The organism is Massilia timonae CCUG 45783 (assembly GCF_000315425.1).
In the GTDB taxonomy this organism is placed as follows: Bacteria; Pseudomonadota; Gammaproteobacteria; order Burkholderiales; family Burkholderiaceae_D; genus Telluria; species Telluria timonae.
On sequence record NZ_JH992923.1, the window covers coordinates 412707 to 432856 of the forward strand.

23 protein-coding genes are annotated in these 20150 nt (G+C 64.9%); 15 read left to right on the forward strand and 8 right to left on the reverse strand.

The window, feature by feature from the left end:
- The first annotated feature begins 102 nt into the window (after positions 1-102).
- Positions 103-2022 (forward strand): molecular chaperone HtpG, encoded by a 1920-nt coding sequence (gene htpG / locus HMPREF9710_RS11885; RefSeq protein WP_005666640.1) that lies wholly within the window; start codon positions 103-105, stop codon positions 2020-2022.
- A 52-nt stretch (positions 2023-2074) separates the two neighbouring features.
- Here the strand turns inward: htpG and HMPREF9710_RS11890 are convergent, their stop codons facing one another.
- From HMPREF9710_RS11890 to kynU, 8 genes are all read right to left on the reverse strand, one after another.
- Positions 2075-2362 carry a DUF3325 family protein gene (locus tag HMPREF9710_RS11890; protein ID WP_040776157.1) on the reverse strand — a complete coding sequence of 96 codons (288 nt, stop codon included), beginning with the start codon at positions 2360-2362 and terminating at the stop codon, positions 2075-2077.
- A 132-nt stretch (positions 2363-2494) separates the two neighbouring features.
- Positions 2495-3391: an aromatic amino acid DMT transporter YddG gene (yddG, locus tag HMPREF9710_RS11895; protein ID WP_005666643.1), complete on the reverse strand. Its 897-nt coding sequence runs from the start codon at positions 3389-3391 to the stop codon at positions 2495-2497.
- A gap of 7 nt (positions 3392-3398) precedes the next feature.
- Positions 3399-3797: a GFA family protein gene (locus HMPREF9710_RS11900; protein ID WP_005666645.1), complete on the reverse strand. Its 399-nt coding sequence runs from the start codon at positions 3795-3797 to the stop codon at positions 3399-3401.
- Positions 3794-4321, reverse strand: coding sequence for a GNAT family N-acetyltransferase (locus tag HMPREF9710_RS11905; RefSeq protein WP_005666646.1), 528 nt, complete (start codon positions 4319-4321; stop codon positions 3794-3796). Before HMPREF9710_RS11905 ends, HMPREF9710_RS11900 begins: the two co-directional genes overlap by 4 nt.
- Complete coding sequence (locus tag HMPREF9710_RS11910) at positions 4318-4866, reverse strand: RBBP9/YdeN family alpha/beta hydrolase (protein WP_005666648.1); 549 nt, start codon at positions 4864-4866, stop codon at positions 4318-4320. Before HMPREF9710_RS11910 ends, HMPREF9710_RS11905 begins: the two co-directional genes overlap by 4 nt.
- A complete protein-coding gene (locus HMPREF9710_RS11915; RefSeq protein ID WP_005666649.1) occupies positions 4856-6004 on the reverse strand; it encodes an acyltransferase family protein in 1149 nt (382 codons plus the stop codon). The genes HMPREF9710_RS11910 and HMPREF9710_RS11915 overlap by 11 nt, the downstream gene beginning before the upstream one ends.
- A gap of 59 nt (positions 6005-6063) precedes the next feature.
- On the reverse strand, positions 6064-6912 hold the full coding sequence (gene kynA / locus HMPREF9710_RS11920) for a tryptophan 2,3-dioxygenase (RefSeq protein WP_005666651.1): 849 nt from the start codon (positions 6910-6912) through the stop codon (positions 6064-6066).
- A gap of 12 nt (positions 6913-6924) precedes the next feature.
- Positions 6925-8199, reverse strand: coding sequence for a kynureninase (kynU, locus tag HMPREF9710_RS11925; protein ID WP_005666653.1), 1275 nt, complete (start codon positions 8197-8199; stop codon positions 6925-6927).
- 600 nt (positions 8200-8799) lie between these two features.
- On the opposite strand from kynU, the gene flhD reads away from it, so the two are divergent.
- The 14 genes from flhD (at position 8800) to cheZ (ending at position 20124) form a co-directional block, all read left to right on the forward strand.
- Complete coding sequence (flhD, locus tag HMPREF9710_RS11930) at positions 8800-9117, forward strand: flagellar transcriptional regulator FlhD (protein ID WP_005666655.1); 318 nt, start codon at positions 8800-8802, stop codon at positions 9115-9117.
- A gap of 67 nt (positions 9118-9184) precedes the next feature.
- The gene (gene flhC, locus HMPREF9710_RS11935) at positions 9185-9784 is read left to right on the forward strand and encodes a flagellar transcriptional regulator FlhC (protein ID WP_005666657.1); all 600 of its coding nucleotides are present in this window, start codon (positions 9185-9187) and stop codon (positions 9782-9784) included.
- Complete coding sequence (locus HMPREF9710_RS11940; RefSeq protein WP_005666658.1) at positions 9741-10547, forward strand: class I SAM-dependent methyltransferase; 807 nt, start codon at positions 9741-9743, stop codon at positions 10545-10547. The genes flhC and HMPREF9710_RS11940 overlap by 44 nt, the downstream gene beginning before the upstream one ends.
- A gap of 147 nt (positions 10548-10694) precedes the next feature.
- Positions 10695-11549, forward strand: a complete 855-nt coding sequence (motA, locus tag HMPREF9710_RS11945) for a flagellar motor stator protein MotA (RefSeq protein WP_005666659.1) — start codon at positions 10695-10697, stop codon at positions 11547-11549.
- A 52-nt stretch (positions 11550-11601) separates the two neighbouring features.
- Positions 11602-12534, forward strand: a complete 933-nt coding sequence (gene motB, locus HMPREF9710_RS11950) for a flagellar motor protein MotB (RefSeq protein ID WP_005666661.1) — start codon at positions 11602-11604, stop codon at positions 12532-12534.
- A gap of 40 nt (positions 12535-12574) precedes the next feature.
- The gene (locus HMPREF9710_RS11955) at positions 12575-13123 is read left to right on the forward strand and encodes a hypothetical protein (protein WP_005666662.1); all 549 of its coding nucleotides are present in this window, start codon (positions 12575-12577) and stop codon (positions 13121-13123) included.
- A gap of 68 nt (positions 13124-13191) precedes the next feature.
- Positions 13192-13557, forward strand: a complete 366-nt coding sequence (locus HMPREF9710_RS11960; RefSeq protein WP_005666664.1) for a response regulator — start codon at positions 13192-13194, stop codon at positions 13555-13557.
- A 48-nt stretch (positions 13558-13605) separates the two neighbouring features.
- Complete coding sequence (gene cheA / locus HMPREF9710_RS11965; RefSeq protein ID WP_005666665.1) at positions 13606-15768, forward strand: chemotaxis protein CheA; 2163 nt, start codon at positions 13606-13608, stop codon at positions 15766-15768.
- A gap of 31 nt (positions 15769-15799) precedes the next feature.
- Positions 15800-16303 carry a chemotaxis protein CheW gene (locus tag HMPREF9710_RS11970; RefSeq protein WP_005666668.1) on the forward strand — a complete coding sequence of 168 codons (504 nt, stop codon included), beginning with the start codon at positions 15800-15802 and terminating at the stop codon, positions 16301-16303.
- 80 nt (positions 16304-16383) lie between these two features.
- Entirely contained in the window at positions 16384-17238 is an 855-nt protein-coding gene (locus HMPREF9710_RS11975; protein WP_005666669.1) for a CheR family methyltransferase, read from the forward strand.
- 15 nt (positions 17239-17253) lie between these two features.
- The gene (cheD, locus tag HMPREF9710_RS11980; RefSeq protein ID WP_005666670.1) at positions 17254-17853 is read left to right on the forward strand and encodes a chemoreceptor glutamine deamidase CheD; all 600 of its coding nucleotides are present in this window, start codon (positions 17254-17256) and stop codon (positions 17851-17853) included.
- Positions 17854-17876: 23 nt separating this feature from the next.
- Complete coding sequence (locus HMPREF9710_RS11985) at positions 17877-18941, forward strand: protein-glutamate methylesterase/protein-glutamine glutaminase (protein WP_005666672.1); 1065 nt, start codon at positions 17877-17879, stop codon at positions 18939-18941.
- A gap of 141 nt (positions 18942-19082) precedes the next feature.
- Positions 19083-19481 carry a chemotaxis response regulator CheY gene (gene cheY, locus HMPREF9710_RS11990; RefSeq protein WP_005666673.1) on the forward strand — a complete coding sequence of 133 codons (399 nt, stop codon included), beginning with the start codon at positions 19083-19085 and terminating at the stop codon, positions 19479-19481.
- Position 19482: 1 nt separating this feature from the next.
- Positions 19483-20124, forward strand: a complete 642-nt coding sequence (gene cheZ, locus HMPREF9710_RS11995) for a protein phosphatase CheZ (RefSeq protein WP_005666675.1) — start codon at positions 19483-19485, stop codon at positions 20122-20124.
- Positions 20125-20150: the final 26 nt, after the last annotated feature.

The following is a 20150-nucleotide window of genomic DNA, read 5'->3' on the forward strand; positions in this document are numbered from 1 at the left end:
CAGTTCATCCTATTTCTTATCAAAAAGACCTCTTGAAATCCTCCCTGGCATCCTTATATGCCTCCGAGTCTGACCAACCCCATGTTTTTAACGAGGAACAAGATGGCGAACGCCGAAAAAGAAACCCTTGGCTTCCAGGCAGAAGTAAAGCAGCTGCTGCAACTGATGATCCACTCCTTGTATTCGAACAAGGAGATCTTCCTGCGCGAACTGATCTCGAACGCGTCCGACGCGGCCGACAAGCTGCGCTTCGAGGCGATCAACAACGACGCCCTGTACGGCAACGACCATGAACTGAAGATCAAGGTTTCGTTCGACAAGGATGCGAAAACCATCACGATCTCGGACAACGGCATCGGCATGAGCCGCGACGAGGTGATCGCCCACCTGGGCACCATCGCCAAGTCGGGCACCAAGGAATTCTTCAGCAAGCTGTCGGGCGACCAGCAGCAGGACGCGGCCCTGATCGGCCAGTTCGGCGTGGGCTTCTACTCGGGCTTCATCGTGGCCGAGAAGATCGTCGTCAATACCCGCCGCGCCGGCGCCTTCGCCGAGCAGGGCGTGCGCTGGGAATCGCGCGGCGAGGGCGACTACTCGATCGAGCAGATCGAGAAGACGGGCCGCGGCACCGACGTGATCCTGCACCTGCGCGAAGGCGAGGAAGAGCTGCTGTCGTCGTGGAAGCTGAAATCGATCATCCGCAAGTATTCGGACCATATCTCGCTGCCGATCGTGATGCAGAAGGAAGAGTGGGACGAAGAGAAGAAAGAAACGGTTCTCAAGGACGAACTCGAGACCGTGAACCAGGCCAGCGCGCTGTGGGCGCGCTCGAAGAGCGACATCACCGAAGAGCAGTACCACGAGTTCTACAAGCACGTTTCGCACGACTTCCAGGACCCGCTGACCTACACCCACAACCGGGTGGAAGGCCGCAGCGAATACACCCAGCTGCTGTACGTGCCGGCGCACGCGCCGTTCGACCTGTGGGACCGCAACAAGCGCGGCGGCATCAAGCTGTACGTCAAGCGCGTGTTCATCATGGACGACGCCGAGCAGTTGATGCCGACCTACCTGCGCTTCATCAAGGGCGTGATCGACTCCGCCGACCTGCCGCTGAACGTCTCGCGCGAGATCCTGCAGGAGTCGCGCGACGTGCGCGTGATCCGCGAAGGCTCGACCAAGCGCGTGCTGGGCATGCTCGAGGAAATGGCGAACTCCGAAGAACAGGCCGGCAAGGACAAGTACGCGACCTTCTGGAAGGAATTCGGCCAGGTGCTCAAGGAAGGCATCGGCGAGGACGCCACCAACAAGGACCGCATCGCCAAGCTGCTGCGCTTCGCTTCGACCGCCAATGACTCGGCCGAGCAGACCGTGTCGTTCGCCGACTACGTCGGCCGCATGAAGGAAGGCCAGGACAAGATCTATTACGTCACCGCCGACAACTACCAGGCGGCGAAGAACAGCCCGCACCTCGAGATCTTCCGCAAGAAGGGCGTCGAGGTGATCCTGATGACCGACCGCGTCGACGAGTGGATGCTGTCGTTCTTCACCGAGTTCGAAGGCAAGGAACTGGTGTCGGTCGCCAAGGGCGGCCTGGACCTGGGCGCGCTGGAAGACGAGCTTGAAAAGAAGGAGCACGCCGAAACCGAAGCCGGCTACAAGGAACTGGTCGAGAGCATGAAGGGCGCCCTGGGCGAGAAGGCCAAGGACGTGCGCGTGACCTTCCGCCTGACCGACTCGCCGGCCTGCCTGGTGGCGGACGAAAACGAGTTGTCGGGCAATCTGCTGCGCATGCTGAAGGCCGCCGGGCAAGAAGCGCCGGAGTCGAAGCCGATCCTCGAGATCAACCCGAACCACCCGCTGGTGCAGCGCCTGAAGTACGAGGACGCGAGCGGCGCGCGCTTCGCCGACTGGTCGCACATCCTGTTCGACCAGGCGACGCTGGCCGAAGGCGGCAGCCTGGCGGATCCGGCCTCGTTCGTGAAGCGCCTGAACGAGATGCTGCTGGCGGGCGGCAAATAAGCCTGAGCGCGAGGTAAACAGAAAGCCGGGACAGCGATGTCCCGGCTTTTTTTCATCCCAAGCGCAGTGCCAGCGCCGCCATGCCGCCCAGCGCCGCCGCGGCAGCGGCAAGGCGCGCCGCGCGCGTCGCTATCGCCACGTCATGCGACAGCAGGCCGATCGCGATCCATGCCGCCGCCGTCAGGCAGCCGATCCACGGCACGAAGCCGTATCCCTGCGCGCGCAACGCTCGACAGTACAGCAGCGACACCAGCAGGGCCAACGCGCCGAGCGCTTGGGCGCCGCGGGCATCGCGCCAGTGGCGCTCCATCGCCAGCCCGAGCGCCAGGAAGCCGGTCACCGCCGCGGCGAGGCGGACAGGCCGAACAGCGTGGCAAGCAGCGACGGCATCGCGCCCCCTTAGATTAGCGAGAATGCAAATGAGAATTATTCGCAGCATGATATATATGTGAACTTTATGCAATATGCAAGCTCAGGCCTTTCTGCGTGTGGCCAGCCAACATAGAATGGAACCGGCGCACACCATCGCCGCGCCTTGCCAGAACGCGAGCGACAGCGGCGTCTGCAGAACCAGCGCCGCCAGCGCGGCGGACAGCACGGGTATGAAGTACGAGGCGCCGGCCAGGACCGTGACGTTGCCGTGCAGGATGCCCACGTTCCAGGCCGCATAGCCGAAGCCCATGGCCGCGGCGGCCAGCGCCAGGTAGACGAGCGCGCGCAGGTCGACCCGCATCGGCTCGCCGCCGAACGCAAGGTACTTGATCCACAGCGCGGTGGCGGTCAGCATGAAGAACAGCGTGACCCCATTGCTGCCGTTGGCGATGCGCGCGGTGACGGTGCAGTAGCTGGCCCAGATCAGGGCGCCGATGAAGGCCAGGCCATAGCTGAGCGGGTTGTCGCGCACGTTCGCCGCCATCGCGGCCGGGTCCAGACCCGCGTCGCCGCCCAGCACCCAGCACACGCCGCCGATCGCCAGCGCCAGTCCGGGAGCGATCAGCCAGGTCGTCCGCTGGCCGTTGAACACGATGGCGGACACCATGGTGAAGGCCGGCCACAGGTAGTTCACCATGCCGACTTCGATCGCCTGGCGGTTGGTATTGGCGTAGCCGATCGACAGCGCCAGGCACATCTCGTAGGCGACGAACAGGAGGCTGCCCCATACCAGATAGGCGCGCGGAAACGCGCGCACCTTGCTCGGGCCGACTGTCAGCAGCAGCAGGATCGAGGCGACCGTATAGATCAGCGCGGCGCCGCCGGTGGCGCCGAAGCTCGCGCTCACGCCGCGGATCAGGCCGACGATGGAACTCCACAACAGGATGGCAAGCAGGCCGATCAGTGTGGCCCGCGTGGTCTTGCTCGTACTGCGCATGCTTACGTCATAAGTGGCGGATCTCGGCCGGTGGCGTGATCCAGTTGTCGTTGCGTCCATCGATATGGCGCACCGGCGCGGCCAGCAGATCGGCGACCGGCAGGTCGTCCAGGCTGGCGACCGTGACGGCCACGAAAGGACCCGAGCGCGGCGCAGCGCCGGTCGAGAACACATTGATGCCGCATTCGCCGCAAAAGTGGTGACCGTCGCGCCGCGTATGGAAGCGGTATTCGCGCAAGAAGCCTTGGCCCTGCAGCAGGCGGAAGGCCGTCGGCGCGAGCTGGACGGCCCAGAAGCGCATCTTGCTGCAGATCGAGCAGTTGCACTTGACCGTGCCGAGCGCCAGGTCGATGTCGGCCGCGTAACGCACCGCGCCGCAGTGGCAGCTTCCGTGGTAGGTCTTCATGCCTGGCGCGCCTGCCACGCGGCGCGGCCGATCTCGTACGCCAGCGTCGGACGGCCATGCCAGACTTCCTCGCCACGAAACCGCATGCCGAGTTTTTCCATGATGCGTGCCGAGCGCAGGTTGCCGGGATCGCAGATCGCGCACAGCAGCGGGACCTCGAGTTCATCGAAGGCGAAGCGCGCCATGCGCTCGGCGGCTTCGATGGCGTAGCCGCGCCCCCAGCGGTCGGGCCGCAGGCGCCAGCCGATCTCGTGCGGGTTGGCGGGGTCTTGCGCCAGGTGCTGGATGCAGCCGGCGCCGACCAGTTCTCCCGTGTCATGTTCGATGAAATTCCACCACGAGTAGCCGATCGTCTCCCAGCGCGCCTTGACCCGGGCGATGACGGCGCGGGTTTCCTCGGGCGTCTCGGCCTGGCCGCTGATGTAGCGCATGACCTCGGGATCGCCGTTCAGCAGGCGCATGCCGTCGTAGTGCGCATCGGTCACCGGCTCGAAGCGCAGCCTTGCGCTGTGCAGGACCGTCATGTGCTGGAGACCTCGTCGCAGAACTGCTCCAGCAGGCGCAGGCCTTCGGGCCAGTCGCCATGGCCCGAATCGGCATTCAGGTGGCCGGCGTCGCCGATCTCGACCAGGCGGCTGCCCCAGGCGCCGGCGAAGGCGCCCGTGCGGTCAAGGCTGGCGAAGGGATCGTTGGCGCTGGCCACCACCACGCTGGGGAAGGGCAACGGCTGCAGCGGGATCGGCGCCCAGCAATTGAGGTCGGCCGGATATGTCGCCGCCTCGACGTCGCTCGGCGCGACCAGGAAGGCGCCCGCCACCTTGAGCGGGGAGCCGGACAGCGCCCAGTGCGCGACCAGCATGCAGCCCAGGCTGTGCGCCACCAGGATCGGCGCGCCCTGGCAGTCGGCGATGGCGGCGTCCAGCTCGGCCACCCATTCGTCGCAATGGGGATTGGTCCAGTCGCGGTGCGCGGCGCGGCGCCAGTGCGGATTGCGTTCATGCCATAGCGTTTGCCAGTGGCGCGGGCCGGAATTCCACAGGCCGGGCAGGATCAGGACATCACACTTCATCTTGCTTCTCCTTGATGGGGGCAGCGCAGGCGGGAGCCAGCCGGGCAGGGCGCCACAGCGCCGCCAGGCGCGCGAGCAGGCGCCGGAACACGTCCTTGCGCTGCTCGGTCAGCATGCCGAGCACGGCGGTCGCGACGGCCACGGCCAGGCCGAGGGCCAGCAGATCCACCATGCCGCCGGGGTCGTGCGGATACAGCGCGGGCCAGGCGATCAGCACCAGCGCATGCGACAGGTAGAGCGTCAGCGTGTACGAGGCCAGGCGCCGGATCGGCGCCGCGCAGCGCAGCAGGGCGTCGAAGCGGGCGAAGCGCGCGCAGGCGAAGTTCAGGCAGACGATCAGCCCGAACACGTAGTCGGCCAGGAAGCGGTCGGCATTCCCGAGCGTGAAGGCTTGTCCGAGCCAGGAAGCGCGGCCGGCCGCGCGCAGGGTTTCCTCGATCCCGCTGGCTTCGTAGAGCACCAGCAGGACCAGGCTGGCGATCCAGCCGAGGCGCGCCAGGGCGCATGGGAGCGCATGCCTTGCCTGCCAGTGGTAGAGCGCGACCCCGGCCAGCCAGACCGGCAGCAGCAGCCACAGTTTGATGCCCATGACGGCCAGCACCAGGCCCAGGGCCGGCAAGCGCCACGGCCCGCGCACGTAGCAGGCGACGCCGAACAGCACGTAGTACCAGACCTCGTAGTTGAGCGACCACCAGGGGCCGAGCCAGGGCGGCACTTCGGCCAGGGCCCACAGGTCGCCCAGGAACAGCAGGTGGAACGGGATGTAGAGCCAGGGCTTGGCCAGCTGGTAATGCAGGTCCATGCCGGTCATCAGGTGGCCGCGCACCAGGCTGGCGCAGGCGAAGGCCAGCAGCAGCACCGGCAGCGCCACCGAATAGATGCGGGCGGCGCGCGCCAGCGCGTATTCGCGCGCGCTCGGGCGGCGCTGCGCGGTGGTATAGGCGATCACGAAGCCCGACAGCACGAAGAAGGCCATCACCGCCTCGCGCCCGAACAGGGTCAGGTGGTCGGCGCCGGGCGCTTCCACCAGGCCGAACTGGCGCACGTGCATCGCCACGACCGCCAGCGCCGCCAGGAAGCGGACCAGGTCGAGGTAGACCGAGAACGGCTGGTCGAGTGGGGAGGGGGCGGCGCGCATGGCGTTTATATTAATGCAAAACGGACCGATGGCGACGCCAACCGGTCCGCCGCCGGCAGTCAGAGCTCGGTGCGCAGCGCGAACAGTTCCGGGAACAGCACCACGTCCAGCATCTTGCGCAGGTAGCTCACGCCGGCGGTGCCGCCGGTCCCGGTCTTGAAGCCGATGATGCGCTCGACCGTGCTGACGTGGCGGAAGCGCCAGAAGCGGAACGCCGTCTCCAGGTCGACCAGCTTTTCGGCCAGCTCGTACAGCGCCCAGTGACGGGAGGTGTCGCCATACACCTGCAGCCAGGCCGCCTTGACCGAGTCGTCGGCGCGGGTCGGCCCGGTCCAGTCGGCGTCGAGCCGCGCCGGGTCGATGGCGAAACCGCTGCGCGCCAGCAGCATCACCGCCTCGTCGTAGATCGAGGGCAGGGCCAGTTCGCGCGCAAGGATGGCATGCGCGTCAGGGGCCTTCTCGTGCACCGCCAGCAGGGCCGGGTTCTTGTTCCCGAGGATGAATTCCAGTTCGCGGTACTGGAACGACTGGAAGCCCGACGAGGCGCCCAGGTAGGGGCGGATTGCCGTGTATTCGGGCGGGGTCATGGTGGCCAGCACGTCCCATGCGTGCACCAGCTGGTCCATGATGCGCGCCACCCGCGCCAGCATCTTGAAGGCGGGCGGCAGGTTGCCTTCGCGGATGTGGCGCCGCACCGCCTGCAGCTCGTGCAGCATCAGCTTGATCCACAGTTCGCTGGTCTGGTGCTGGATGATGAACAGCAGCTCGTTGTGATTCGGCGATCGCGGATGCTGGGCGTTCAGGATCTGGTCCAGGCCCAGGTAGTCGCCGTAGCTCATGGCTTCGCGGAAGTCCATCCTGGCGCCATGCCATTCGGCCGGCTGGCCCTCGTTCTGTTCCTTGTTCATGTCGGCGCCTTGTCAGGTGACGGCGCCGCGCGCGGCGGCCACGTCGTAGTCGTTGCGGTCCAGGATGTCCTTCAGGATCTCGACCGCATCCCAGACGTCCGCGTAACTCGTATACAGCGGCGTGAAGCCGAAGCGCATGATCTCGGGCTCGCGGTAGTCGCCGATCACGCCGCGCGCGATCAGGGCCGCCATCACCGCATAGCCGTGCGGGTGGGTGAAGCTCACCTGGCTGCCGCGGCGCGCGTGTTCGCGCGGCGTCACCAGGCCCAGCGGATGGCCGGCGCAGCGGCGTTCGACCAGGCCGATGAACAGGTCGGTCAAGGCCAGCGACTTGGCGCGCACCGCCGCCATGTCGGTCGCCTCGAAGATCTCGAGGCCGCACTCGACCAGCGCCAGCGAGACGATGGGTTGCGTGCCGCACAGCGCGCGCCCGATGCCGGCCACCGGGGCGAAGGCGGGCGCCATCGCGAACGGGCTGGCATGGCCCCACCAGCCCGACAGCGGGTGGTCGAACCCCGCCTGGTGTCTTTGCGGCACCCAGATGAAGGCCGGGGCGCCCGGTCCGCCGTTCAGGTATTTATAGGTGCAGCCGACGGCGAAGTCGGCGTCGGCGGCGCGCAGGTCGACCGGCACCGCGCCGGCCGAGTGGGCCAGGTCCCAGACCGCCAGCGCCCCGGCCTCGTGCGCCAGGCCGGTCAGCGTGGCCATGTCGTGCTGGTAGCCGGTGCGGTAGTTGACGTGGGTGAGCATCAGCACCGCGGCATCGTGGTCGAGCGCGGCCGGAATCTCGTCCACGCTGTCCACCAGGCGCACCCGGTAGCCGCGTTCCAGCCAGCGGCTCAGGCCCTCGGCCATATAGATATCGGTCGGGAAGTTGCTGCGTTCGGTGACGATGGTGCGGCGGTCGTCACCGCGGCGGGCCGCGCTGGCGCCTTGGGACTGGATGCGCAGCGCCGCAGCCAGCGCCTTGAACAGGTTGAGCGAGGTGGTGTCGGTGACGGCCACTTCGCCGGGTCCGGCGCCGATCAGCGGGGCCAGGCGATCGCCCAGGCGTTTCGGCATGTCGAACCAGCCGGCCGTGTTCCAGCTCTTGATCAGGTCGGTTCCCCATTCGCGCGCCACCACGTCCTGGGCGCGGCTCAGGGCGGCGCGGGGGCGGGCGCCGAGCGAGTTGCCGTCCAGGTAGATGACCCCGTCGGGCAGGTCGAAGCGGGTGCGCAACCCGGCCAGCGGGTCGAGCGCGTCGCGCGCCAGGCAATCGGCGCGGGTGAGGATTGGTGCGGTCATGCCGGTCCCATATGAATAGTTGACGCTTCAAGAATGCGCGCAGGTCGGCAGTGTAGCAAGTTCCAGCTTGCGTCGACAGCTGGATGTTGCTGTTACGACATTAAATGTCTTGACGAAAAAATTTTGAAATTTTTTTGCATCCAACCCTAAAGTTCCTGATGAGCTGTCCGATAACGAGTCAGAAGGGCGGCAAGGCGTCGAAAAAAATATTAAAAAATATTTTCAAACAGCCCTAAAGTCCGTCGTCGGGCTGCCGTTAATGGATGAGTGGAGTGCATAAAAGCGACACTCGCAGCCACGACAAAGCTGAAAATTCTGAGTTTCCAGCAGTAAATTCAGCAAAACCTGTAGTGATTCTGCGACAGACGACGTCTGACGTAGACCCAGATCAAGGCGCTTCCCGGCGCCATTTCAGCCCGGTTTTTTCATGGGTTTTCATAGGGAGCCAGAGGCGTTTGTCAGACAAACTCCTACGGCTCCATCTCGTCGTTCGCCTACCCAAAATACAGGTTTTGTCCAATTCCTGAAAAGTTTCCCCACAGTCAGAATCTATCTCGTCGGCAACACAAACAGCGCCGAAACAACTAACGGAGAGAGAAGATGACGATGAACGACATGATGGCTGAGATTCGCGACGCAAACCTGAGCTACCTGATGCTGGCCCAGCAGATGATTCGTGCCGACAAAGTCACCGCCATCTTCCGCCTGGGCGTGTCGGCCGAGATCGCCGACCTGATCGAAGGCATGAGCAATGCCCAGATCCTGAAGCTCGCCGGCGGCAACATGATGCTGGCCCGTTTCCGCTTCGACGACACCGCGATCCTGGGCATGCTGACCAGCCACACCAAGGAACGCAGCCTGGCGCAATCGCACGCAGCCATCCTGATGGCGGGCCAGCCGGTCGAAGAGATCGTATAATCCCTGCCAGCGGCCACTTGGTGGGGCCGCGCCGAACAGGCTGGGAGCAGCGGATGAGCAACAAACCATGAGCAAAAAAAGCGTCGTATCCGAAGCGCAGGAAATCCAGCTCGCGATCGAACTGATCAACCTGGGCGCACGCCTGCAGTTGCTGGAAACCGAGGTCTCGCTGTCGCGCGAACGCTTGCTCAAGCTGTACAAGGAGCTCAAGGGTGTCTCTCCACCCAAGGGCATGCTCCCGTTCTCCACCGACTGGTTCCTGACCTGGCAACCGAACATCCACTCCTCGTTGTTCATGAACATCCACCAGTTCCTGGTGGAGCATGCCGGCGCCTCCGGCATCCAGGCCGTCATGAAGGCCTATCAACTCTACCTCGAACAGATGCCGCCGGCGCCGGATGAAGAGCCGCTGCTGTCGCTCACGCGCGCCTGGACCCTGGTGCGTTTCTTCCAGAGCGGCATGCTGCTGCTGGCCCCGTGCAGCCGCTGCCAGGGCAAGTTCATCGTCAACGCCCTCGACCTGAACGCCGACTACCTGTGCGGCCTGTGCCACATGCCTTCGCGCGCCGGCAAGACCCGCAAGGCCAAGGATGCCCGCGAGGCGGCCGAGCGCGCCGTCGCCGATGCGGCCGACGACGAGGATTCCGCCGGCCGGGACAGCGCCTGACTTGGCGCCGCGTCTGTTGCGCTTTCCGGCGGTCCGGGCGCTCCTGATCCAGGTCGCCGCCTTTCCACTCACGCTCGCCATCGTCTACCTGCTCGCCAGCAGCGGCTTGATATTGTCGTATTGGCACGTCGCCCTGGTGCAGGGCGTGCTGGCCGCGCTGCTGTCCTGGTGGCGTGGCCTGGCCAGCTGGTGGCGCGCGATCCAGTTCGGCTTTCCGCTGGCGTTGCCGGGCGCCAGCGCGCTCGAACTTCCGCCGGTCGCCTTTCTCGCCGTCTTCCTGCTCCTGTTATTGCTGTACTGGTCGACTTATCGCACGCAAGTGCCGTATTACCCGTCCGGACGCAAGGTGTGGGCGGCGGTCGCGGCCGCGCTGCCGCAAGACCGGCCGGTGCGCGTGATCGACATCGGCAGCGGCATCGGCGGCCTGGTGCTCGACTTGCAGCGGCGCCGGCCGGAGTCGCGCTTCGAGGGCATCGAACTGGCGCCGCTGCCCTGGCTGGCCAGCCACCTGCGCGCGCTGGCCACCCGTAGCCGCGCGCGCTTCATCCGCGGCGACTACGAACGACTCGACCTCGGCGACTACGACGCCGTGTTCGCCTATCTGTCGCCGGCCGCGATGAGCGCGCTGTGGCACAAGGCCGCGCGCGAGATGCGGCCCGGATCGACGCTTTTCAGTTACGAATTCGTCATCGAAGACCGGCCGCCGAGCCGCGTTATCCATCCGGCCACAGACGGGCCGGCGCTGTACATGTGGGACTTTTAGGCGACAAATGGTGAGTATTCGGGGTGGTTTTACTTGCCCGTGGACCATTCTCCAGCTAGAGTAGTTCCCTGAATAAACTTTTTCTGAAATTACCGGTTTCGGGTCCTCAGGACGAGGTCGGAACAGGCTTTTCTGGAGCAAAATCCCTTGTTAGTGATTGTTGGTTACATCATCGTCTGCGCCTGCGTGTTCGGCGGGTTTGCGCTCGCCGGCGGCCACCTGGCTTCGCTGTGGCAGCCGATCGAGCTGTTGATGATCGGCGGCGCCGCCTTTGGCGCCTTCTTTGTCGGTAACAACGGCAAGTCGATCAAGGCCACCATGAAGGCCTTGCCGAGTGTCTTCAAGGGCTCGAAGTTCACCAAAGACATGTATATGGAGCTGATGGCCCTGCAATTCGACGTGCTGTCGAAAGTGCGCAAGGAAGGCCTGATGTCGATCGAGGGCGACATCGAGGCGCCTGAATCGTCGCCGCTGTTCTCCAAGTATCCGGCGGTGCTGGCCGACCATCACATCATCGAATTCATGACCGATTACCTGCGCCTGATGGTGTCGGGGAACATGGACGCGATGCAGATCGAAAACCTGATGGACAACGAGATCGAGACCCACCACCACGAAGGCGCCGTGCCGGCCCACGTGATCGCCAAGGTCGGCGACGGCCTGCCGGCCTTCGGCATCGTGGCGGCGGTGATGGGCGTGGTCCACACCATGGAATCGGTTGGCCTGCCGCCGGCCGAGCTGGGCATCCTGATCGCGAAGGCGCTGGTCGGCACCTTCCTGGGCATCCTGCTGGCCTACGCCTTCGTCACCCCGCTGGCGAGCGTGCTGGAACAGAAGCTCGAGGAATCGACCAAGATGTTCCAGTGCGTGAAGGTCACGCTGCTGGCGAGCCTGAACGGCTATGCCCCGGCCCTGGCCGTCGAATTCGGCCGCAAGGTGCTGTACTCGACCGAGCGCCCGACCTTCGCCGAGCTCGAAGAGCACATCAAGAAGAAGAAGTAAGCCGCGATGACCGCATTCGATTTCATCTCCGGCTGCATGAAGGGAGGCGCGCATGGCTGACGACAACGCGCGGCCCATCGTCGTCAAGCGCATCAAGAAGGTGGCCGGCGGCCACCACGGCGGCGCCTGGAAGATCGCCTACGCCGACTTCGTGACCGCGATGATGGCGTTCTTCCTGCTCATGTGGCTGTTGGGCTCGACCGCCAAGGGCGACCTGGTCGGCATCGCCGAATACTTCAAGACGCCGCTGAAGGTGGCGATGGCGGGCGGCTCCGGTTCGGGCGACTCGTCGTCGGTGATCAAGGGCGGCGGCGAAGACCTGACCCGTACCGCGGGCCAGGTCAAGCGCGGCGATTCGGTGCCCGAGAAGAAGACCTACGACCTGCAGGCGGCCAAGGCCGCGCTGGCGCGTGAAGAAGGACAGCGACTGCAAATGCTGAAGGCGCGCATCGAGTCGGCCATCGAGGTCAACCCGATGCTCAAGAAGTACCAGAACCAGCTGCTGCTCGACATCACCAGCGAAGGCCTGCGCATCCAGATCGTGGACGAGAAGAACCGTCCGATGTTCGCGCTGGCCAAGGCCGAGCTGCAGCCATATACCAAGGAAATCCTGCACATCATCGGCATGGTGCTGAACGAAGTGCCGAACAAGATCGGGATCTCGGGCCATACCGATTCGACGCCGTACTACAGCGATGCCGGCTACAGCAACTGGGAACTGTCGGCCGACCGCGCCAACGCCTCGCGCCGCGAGATGGTGCTGGGCGGCCTGCAGGACGACAAGGTGCTGCGCGTGGTGGGCCTGGCCTCGGCCGCCCACCTCGATGCGAAGGACCCGTTCAACCCGGTCAATCGCCGCATCAGCATCATCGTCATGAACAAGCGCACCGAAGACGCGGTGCGGCGCGACGCGGCGACGCTGGACGTGCCGGCGGAGGACGCCGAGGCGGCGGCCACCGCCACGCTGGAAGCGGTGAAGAAGTAACAGTGAAACAGCAGGCCAGGGCGGCACTGGAGAGAGTGAAATGACAAGAAAAAAAATATTGGGTTCGCATGTGAAGCGCCTGCTGTCGGGCGTGTCCATGCACGGGCGGCGCCACCTGACCGAGGTCGAGACCGACCTGCTGCAGACCGAGCTGCTGCTGGAAGAAGCGATCGACAAGCTGACCGCCAGCTTCATGGCGGTGCATACGGCGGTCGGCGCGCGCCAGGAAGCGATCGAGCGGCTGCTGGAGGGCGGTGCGCTATCGCTTGAAGATCGATCCTTGCTGTCGTCGATGTCGTCCGAGGTGGGCGCGCACGTGAACACGGCGATCACCAGCATGCAGTTCCAGGACATGACGGCGCAACTGATTGAACGTACACTGCGGCGCGTGGCGGGGCTGCGCGACTTTTTGGGCACGCTCAGCGAGCATGGCGCCGACATCGCGCCCGAGACCGACAGCGACGAGATCGTCGACCGGCTCGGCAAGGTCAGCATGGCGCTGGCGATCCAGTCGCTCGAACTGCGCAGCATGCTGCGCCGCTCGGTCGAGCAGAAGCACCTGGAAAGCGGCGACGTCGAGCTGTTCTGAGCGCTGTCGGCGTATTAACGAATAATTCAACCGGCGTGAAGCCGGATACAAAATAGCAGGAGCATAAAATGGCAAAAACGATTCTCGCGGTCGACGATTCCAGTTCGCTGCGCCAGATGGTGGCCTTCAGCCTGAAGGCGGCTGGCTACAACGTGGTGGAAGCGGTGGACGGCCAGGATGGCCTGGACAAGGCGAAGCTGCAGAACGTCGACCTGGTGCTGACCGACCAGAACATGCCGAAGATGGACGGCCTGCAGCTGATTAAAACCTTGCGCACCCTGCCGGGTTACGCCAAGACGCCGATCCTGATGCTGACCACCGAATCGTCGGACGAGATGAAGAACAAGGGCCGCGCCGCCGGCGCCAACGGCTGGCTGGTCAAGCCCTTCGATCCGCAGCGCCTGATCGAGGTGGTCAAAAAAGTGATCGGCTGACGCCATGCGCGACGCCCTGACCATGCTTTCACTCGAGCGGACGGCATCATGACCATCGACATCAGCCAGTTTTACCAGGTCTTTTTCGACGAGGCAGAAGAACTGCTCGCCGAAATGGAACGCCTGCTGCTGGGCGTCGACGTCGCCGCGCCCGATGCGGAAGACCTGAACGCGATCTTCCGCACCGCCCACTCGGTCAAGGGCGGCGCATCGACCTTCGGCCTGACCGACATGTGCGACGTGACCCACGTGCTGGAGTCGCTGCTGGACCGCATCCGCAAGGGCGAGATGGCGCTGACCTCGAACCACGTGGACGCCTTCCTGGCGGCCAAGGACGGGCTCAAGATGCAGCTCGACGGCCACCGCCACGGCGCGCACGTCGACAACGAGGCCATCGCCAACGTGCGCATGGCCCTGCACGACCTGGCCGAGGGCCTGGTGCCGGCCGCGCCGGTGGTGGCGCCGTCCTACCTGACGGCCCAGCCGCGCACCGAGCACCAGATCGAAGGCGCGCACCGCTACAAGATCGAACTGCCGCAGGTGGCCCAGCGCGACATCAACGCCCTGGTCGACGAACTGGGCCTGATGGGCCGCGTCTCGGTGGCGCCGCTCGAGGGCGGGCGCACGGCATTGATCATCACCACCCACGAGAGCCTGGACGACATCATCGCGATCTGCTCCTTCGTGCTCGACCCGGACGACCTGAAGATCTTCGAGGCGCCGGCGCTCACGCCGGAACAGCGCGCGATCGAGGCGGCCGAGCGCAAGCGCATCGAGGATGCGCAGGGCTACGGTTTCTTCGGTCCCGACGACGATATCAGCCCGGCCGGCGGCGAGCTGTCGGAAGACGATCTCGGTTATGGCTTCTTCCAGCCGATCGAGCAGATCCGCGCCGCGGCCGGCATCGTTGCCGCCCCGCCGGAACCCGTGGCCGCCAGCATCTCGGCCCAGGCGCAAAACATGGTCGAGCACCTGGCCGAACTGAGCGCCGAGAAAAAGGCCGCGAAGAAGGACGATAAGAACGAGTCGTCCTCGATCCGGGTCTCGGTGGAGAAGGTCGACCAGCTGATCAACCTGATCGGCGAACTGGTGATCACCAACGCCATGCTCGAGCAGCGCAGCAATGTGCTCGACCCGATCCTGCACGAGCGCCTGCTGTCGTCGGTGAGCCAGCTGGGGCGCAACACGCGCGAGCTGCAAGAGGCCGTGATGTCGATCCGCATGATGCCGATGGACTTCGTGTTCTCGCGCTTCCCGCGCATGGTGCGTGACCTGGCCGGCAAACTCGGCAAGAAGGTCGACTTCATCACCCACGGCGCCGCCACTGAACTGGACAAGGGCCTGATCGAACGCATCGTCGATCCGCTGACGCACCTGGTGCGCAACTCGATCGACCACGGCGTCGAGATGCCGGCCGCGCGCGTCGCCGCCGGCAAATCGGAAGCGGGGCGCCTGTTCCTGTCGGCCGGCCACCAGGGCGGCCACATCGTGATCGAAGTCGCGGACGACGGCGGCGGCCTGAATCGCGAGAAGATCCTGGCCAAGGCGGCCTCGAACGGCCTGGCGGTGTCCGATAACATGACGGACTCGGAAGTCTGGCAGCTGATCTTCGCGCCCGGCTTCTCGACCGCCGAAGTGGTCACCGACGTCTCCGGCCGCGGGGTCGGCATGGACGTCGTCAAGCGCAACATCACCGCCATGGGCGGCACGGTCGACATCCGTTCGGCGGCCGGTTTCGGCACCACGATCTCGATCTCGCTGCCCCTGACCCTGGCGATCCTGGACGGCATGTCGATCAGGAGCGGCGACGAGATCTATATCCTGCCGCTGTCCTTCGTGGTCGAGTCGCTGCAGCCGGCGCCCGAAGACGTGCGCGACATCGCAGGGCGCGGGCGCGTATTGAAGGTACGCGGCGAATACCTGCCCCTGATTCCGCTGTACCAGATGTTCGACATCGAGCCGCGCCACCGCGAGCCGAGCGACGGCATCGTCGTCATCCTCGAGACCGAGGGCAAGAAGGCGGCGCTGTTCGTGGACGAGCTGGTGGGCCAGCAGCAGGTGGTGGTCAAGAACCTGGAAGCGAATTACCGCAAAGTGGCCGGGATCTCCGGCGCAACCATCATGGGCGACGGCGGCGTCGCCCTCATCCTCGACGTGGCGGCGCTGGTGCGCTCGTCGCGTCAGCTGGCCGACGACCCCGTCGTTCTATAAATTTCTACATCATTAACAAAAGAGGAAACCCATGTCCAACCTGGCAAACACCACCTCGGCTGACGGGACCGCGAACGACGGCGCCGGCAACGAATTCCTGGCTTTTACCCTCGGCTCGGAAGAATACGGCATCGACATCCTGAAAGTGCAGGAAATCCGCGGCTACGAAGCGGTGACCCGCATCGCCAACGCGCCCGAATTCATCAAGGGCGTGATCAACCTGCGCGGCATCATCATCCCGGTGGTCGACATGCGCATCAAGTTCAACCTGGGCACCCCGGTATACGACCAGTTCACCGTCGTGATCATCCTGAACATCGGTGGCCGCATCATGGGCATGGTGGTCGACAGCGTGTCCGACGTGACCACGTTGACCGCCGACCAGATCAAGCCGGCGCCGGAGATGGGCACCGCCTTCAACTCCGACTACATGATCGGCCTGGGCACGGTCGACGAGCGCATGCTGATCCTGGTCGACATCGACAAGCTGATGTCCTCGGGCGAAATGGGCCTGATCGACAAGCTGGCCGCCTGATTTCGCGGCGGCACGCAGCACCAACCATCCGGACCGCGCCATGACGGCGCGGACCAACCAGCATTCATAAGGCAACAAACGTGCCGCAGCAGAAAACAGAGACGGTCAAGGAATTCGATTTCACCCGCCGTGACTTCGAACGGGTGCGTGCGCTGATTCACCAGCGCGCGGGCATTTCGCTGGCCGACAGCAAGCAGGAAATGGTCTACAGCCGCCTGGCGCGGCGCCTGCGCGCGACCGGCATCCAGTCGTTCGCCACCTATCTGGACGACCTGGAAGCGGGCCGCATGGACCGCGAGTGGGAATCGTTCACCAATGCGCTGACCACCAACCTGACCTCGTTCTTCCGCGAGGCGCATCACTTTCCGCTCCTGCTCGAGCACCTGGTCGCGGTGCGCAAGAAGGACACGCGGCCGCTCACGATCTGGTGCTCGGCAGCGTCCACCGGCGAAGAGCCGTATTCGATCGCGATGACGGCCTGCGAGGCCTTCAACACGCTCACGCCGCCGGTGCACATCGTCGCCACCGACATCGACACCAATGTGCTGTCGACCGCCTCGAACGGCGTGTACCCGATGGAGCGGCTCGACAAGATGTCGCCGGAGCGCCTGCGCCGCTTCTTCCTGAAGGGGAAGGGCGCCCACGAGGGCATGGCGCGCGTGCGCCCCGAGCTGCGCAACCTGGTCACCTTCAAGCAGCTCAATCTGCTGGCCGACGGCTGGCCGCTGGAAGGACAGTTCGACGCCATCTTTTGCCGCAACGTGATGATTTATTTCGACAAGCCGACCCAGCGCAAGATCCTGGGCCGCTTCGTGCCGCTGATGAAGCCGCATGCGCTGCTGTTCGCGGGCCACTCCGAGAACTTCCTGTACGTGTCGGACGCGCTGCGCCTGCGCGGCAAGACGGTGTATGAACTCGATGGACGCAGTGCCTGAAGGCGTGGGACGACCATGAACAGCCAGTTCGCCACCAATCTCTATCACGACCGCACCTTCAACGTCGATGCGGCCAAGATCCTGCCGGGCGAGTATTTTTATACCGGCAAGGACATGCTGATCGCCACCGTGCTCGGCTCATGCGTCTCGGCCTGCATCCGCGACCGCCTGACCGGCCTGGGCGGCATGAACCACTTCATGCTGCCCGATGGGGGGGCGGACGCCGGCAGCAACCCGGTCTCGGCCTCGATGCGCTACGGCTCGTTCGCGATGGAGATCCTGATCAATGACCTGCTCAAGGCCGGCGCCCGCCGCGAACACCTTGAAGCGAAGGTATTCGGCGGCGGCGCCGTGCTGCGCGGCTTCACGGCGATGAACGTCGGCGAGCGCAACGCCGCCTTCGTGATGCAGTTCCTGAAGACCGAACGCATCCCGGTGCTGGCCGAAGACCTGAACGACATCTACCCGCGCAAGGTGTTCTTCTTCCCGCGCACGGGCAAGGTGCTGGTCAAGAAACTGATGCAAACCCAGAACGACACGCTGGCCAAGCGCGAACTCGACTACGCCAAGCGACTCAAGGTCGAACCCGTCGGCGGCGCCATCGACCTGTTCTGACCTGTTAGTTGAAAGGAATAAGCATGAAGACCAAGGTGCTGATCGTCGACGACTCGGCGCTGATCCGCAGCGTGATGAGCGAGATCGTCAATTCCCAGCCCGACCTCGAAGTGGTCGCCACCGCGCCCGATCCGCTGGTCGCGCGCGAGTTGATCAAAAAGCATAACCCCGACGTGCTCACCCTGGACGTCGAGATGCCCAAGATGGACGGCCTCGACTTCCTGGAAAAGCTGATGCGCCTGCGGCCGATGCCGGTGCTGATGGTGTCGTCGCTGACCGAGCGCGGCTCGGAAATCACGATGCGCGCGCTCGAGCTGGGCGCGGTCGATTTCGTGACCAAGCCCAAGATCTCGATCCAGACCGGCATGCGCGAGTATGCCGACATGATCGCCGACAAGATCCGCGCCGCCGCGCGCGCTCGCATCGCGCCGCGTTCGCGCACGCCCTCGGTGCCCAGCGCGCCGCTGTCGGCCCTGAGGAGTCCCCTGATTTCTTCCGAAAAACTGATCATCATCGGCGCCTCGACCGGCGGCACCGAAGCGATCCGCGAATTCCTGATGCAGATGCCGTCCGACTGCCCGGGCATCCTGATCGCCCAGCACATGCCGGAGGGTTTCACGAGTTCCTTCGCCAAGCGCCTCGACTCGCTGTGCAGGATCAGTGTGGTCGAGTCCGCCGGCAACGAGCGGGTGCTGCCCGGCCACGCCTACATCGCGCCGGGCCACTCGCACCTGCTGCTGACCCGCTCCGGCGCCAACTACATGACCCGCATCGAACAGTCGCCGCCGGTCAACCGCCACCGTCCCTCGGTCGACGTGCTGTTCCGCTCCGCCGCGCAGGCGGCCGGTAAAAACGCCGTTGGTGTTATCCTGACCGGCATGGGCAAGGACGGCGCGGCCGGCATGCTCGAGATGCGCCAGGCCGGGGCCCACAACTTCGCCCAGGACGAAGCCAGCTGCGTCGTGTTCGGCATGCCGCGCGAAGCGATCGCGCTGGGCGCCGCCCACGACGTCGGCCCCTTGCCGGCCTTGCCGCGCATGGTGCTCGACCATCTGGCGGCGCAGGGCGGCCGGGCGTTGCGTGTTTGATCCGAATTAGAACTGGTGACAGGCTTTAGGGGCTATTTTATCGCCGTAAGGCAACAAAAATGCTATTCTTGAGCCTGTTATCGAGCCCACCAGGGCAGCTCACCCAACAAACCACAGTATAAGATTCAAACGGAGTTATTCATGGCTGATCCAAAGATGCGTTTCCTGGTTGTTGACGATTTCTCGACGATGCGCCGCATCGTCCGGAATCTGTTGAAAGAACTGGGTTATGCCAACGTCGACGAGGCAGAAGACGGCGTGATGGCGCTGGCCAAGCTGCGCAGCGAATCGTTCGACTTCGTGGTGTCGGACTGGAACATGCCGAATATGGACGGCCTGACCATGCTGCAGAACATCCGTGCCGATCCCGCGCTGGCCAAGCTGCCGGTGCTGATGGTGACCGCGGAAGCGAAGAAGGAGAACATCATCGCCGCCGCCCAGGCCGGCGCCAGCGGCTACGTGGTCAAGCCGTTCACGGCCGCGACCCTCGACGAGAAGCTGAACAAGATCTTCGAGAAACTGGACAAAGCCGGAGCCTGAGATGGGTGAGATGAACTCGGCGCTCGACGCCGGGGCCGCCTCGAACGAAGAGGTGCTGAGCCGGATCGGCCACATGACCCGCGCGCTGCATGAAAGCCTGCGCGGGCTCGGACTGGACAAGCTGATCGAGAAGGCGGCGAGCGACATCCCCGATGCGCGCGACCGCCTGGACTACGTGGCGCGCCTGTCGGAACAGGCGGCCAAGAAGGTGCTGGACGCGACCGACGCGGCCGGCCCCCTGCAGGACGCCATCGAGACCCGCGCGGCCGAGTTGTCGGACGGCTGGCAGGCGCTGCTCGACAAGGGCGCCAGCGAGGCCGAATGGCGCGCGATGGCCCAGCGCACGATCGCCAGCCTGAACGAGTCGGCGGCCGGCGCGGTCGCCACACGCGGCGAGCTGATGAACATCATGATGGCCCAGGATTTCCAGGACCTGACCGGCCAGGTGATCGGCCGCATCACCGGCATCGCGCAAAACCTCGAGAAGCAACTGGTGCAGGTGCTGATCGATTTCGCGCCGAGCGAGATCAAGCGCGAGCTGGACAACGGCCTGCTGAACGGGCCGCAGATCAAGCCGACCGGCACCGAAGTCGTGGCCAACCAGGGGCAGGTCGACGATCTGCTCGACAGCCTCGGGTTCTGAACCGGCGCCGCGCATTCACTTACGGC

What these genes read in the sequence shown, in the direction of transcription:
- htpG (WP_005666640.1), top strand. Translation starts at nt 103, where the DNA reads ATGGCGAACGCCGAAAAAGAAACCCTTGGCTTCCAGGCAGAAGTAAAG.
- yddG (WP_005666643.1), bottom strand. Translation starts at nt 3,391, where the DNA reads ATGCGCAGTACGAGCAAGACCACGCGGGCCACACTGATCGGCCTGCTT.
- HMPREF9710_RS11900 (WP_005666645.1), bottom strand. Translation starts at nt 3,797, where the DNA reads ATGAAGACCTACCACGGAAGCTGCCACTGCGGCGCGGTGCGTTACGCG.
- HMPREF9710_RS11905 (WP_005666646.1), bottom strand. Translation starts at nt 4,321, where the DNA reads ATGACGGTCCTGCACAGCGCAAGGCTGCGCTTCGAGCCGGTGACCGAT.
- HMPREF9710_RS11910 (WP_005666648.1), bottom strand. Translation starts at nt 4,866, where the DNA reads ATGAAGTGTGATGTCCTGATCCTGCCCGGCCTGTGGAATTCCGGCCCG.
- HMPREF9710_RS11915 (WP_005666649.1), bottom strand. Translation starts at nt 6,004, where the DNA reads ATGCGCGCCGCCCCCTCCCCACTCGACCAGCCGTTCTCGGTCTACCTC.
- kynA (WP_005666651.1), bottom strand. Translation starts at nt 6,912, where the DNA reads ATGAACAAGGAACAGAACGAGGGCCAGCCGGCCGAATGGCATGGCGCC.
- kynU (WP_005666653.1), bottom strand. Translation starts at nt 8,199, where the DNA reads ATGACCGCACCAATCCTCACCCGCGCCGATTGCCTGGCGCGCGACGCG.
- flhD (WP_005666655.1), top strand. Translation starts at nt 8,800, where the DNA reads ATGACGATGAACGACATGATGGCTGAGATTCGCGACGCAAACCTGAGC.
- flhC (WP_005666657.1), top strand. Translation starts at nt 9,185, where the DNA reads ATGAGCAAAAAAAGCGTCGTATCCGAAGCGCAGGAAATCCAGCTCGCG.
- HMPREF9710_RS11940 (WP_005666658.1), top strand. Translation starts at nt 9,741, where the DNA reads ATGCGGCCGACGACGAGGATTCCGCCGGCCGGGACAGCGCCTGACTTG.
- motB (WP_005666661.1), top strand. Translation starts at nt 11,602, where the DNA reads ATGGCTGACGACAACGCGCGGCCCATCGTCGTCAAGCGCATCAAGAAG.
- HMPREF9710_RS11955 (WP_005666662.1), top strand. Translation starts at nt 12,575, where the DNA reads ATGACAAGAAAAAAAATATTGGGTTCGCATGTGAAGCGCCTGCTGTCG.
- HMPREF9710_RS11960 (WP_005666664.1), top strand. Translation starts at nt 13,192, where the DNA reads ATGGCAAAAACGATTCTCGCGGTCGACGATTCCAGTTCGCTGCGCCAG.
- cheA (WP_005666665.1), top strand. Translation starts at nt 13,606, where the DNA reads ATGACCATCGACATCAGCCAGTTTTACCAGGTCTTTTTCGACGAGGCA.
- HMPREF9710_RS11970 (WP_005666668.1), top strand. Translation starts at nt 15,800, where the DNA reads ATGTCCAACCTGGCAAACACCACCTCGGCTGACGGGACCGCGAACGAC.
- cheD (WP_005666670.1), top strand. Translation starts at nt 17,254, where the DNA reads ATGAACAGCCAGTTCGCCACCAATCTCTATCACGACCGCACCTTCAAC.
- HMPREF9710_RS11985 (WP_005666672.1), top strand. Translation starts at nt 17,877, where the DNA reads ATGAAGACCAAGGTGCTGATCGTCGACGACTCGGCGCTGATCCGCAGC.
- cheY (WP_005666673.1), top strand. Translation starts at nt 19,083, where the DNA reads ATGGCTGATCCAAAGATGCGTTTCCTGGTTGTTGACGATTTCTCGACG.
- cheZ (WP_005666675.1), top strand. Translation starts at nt 19,483, where the DNA reads ATGGGTGAGATGAACTCGGCGCTCGACGCCGGGGCCGCCTCGAACGAA.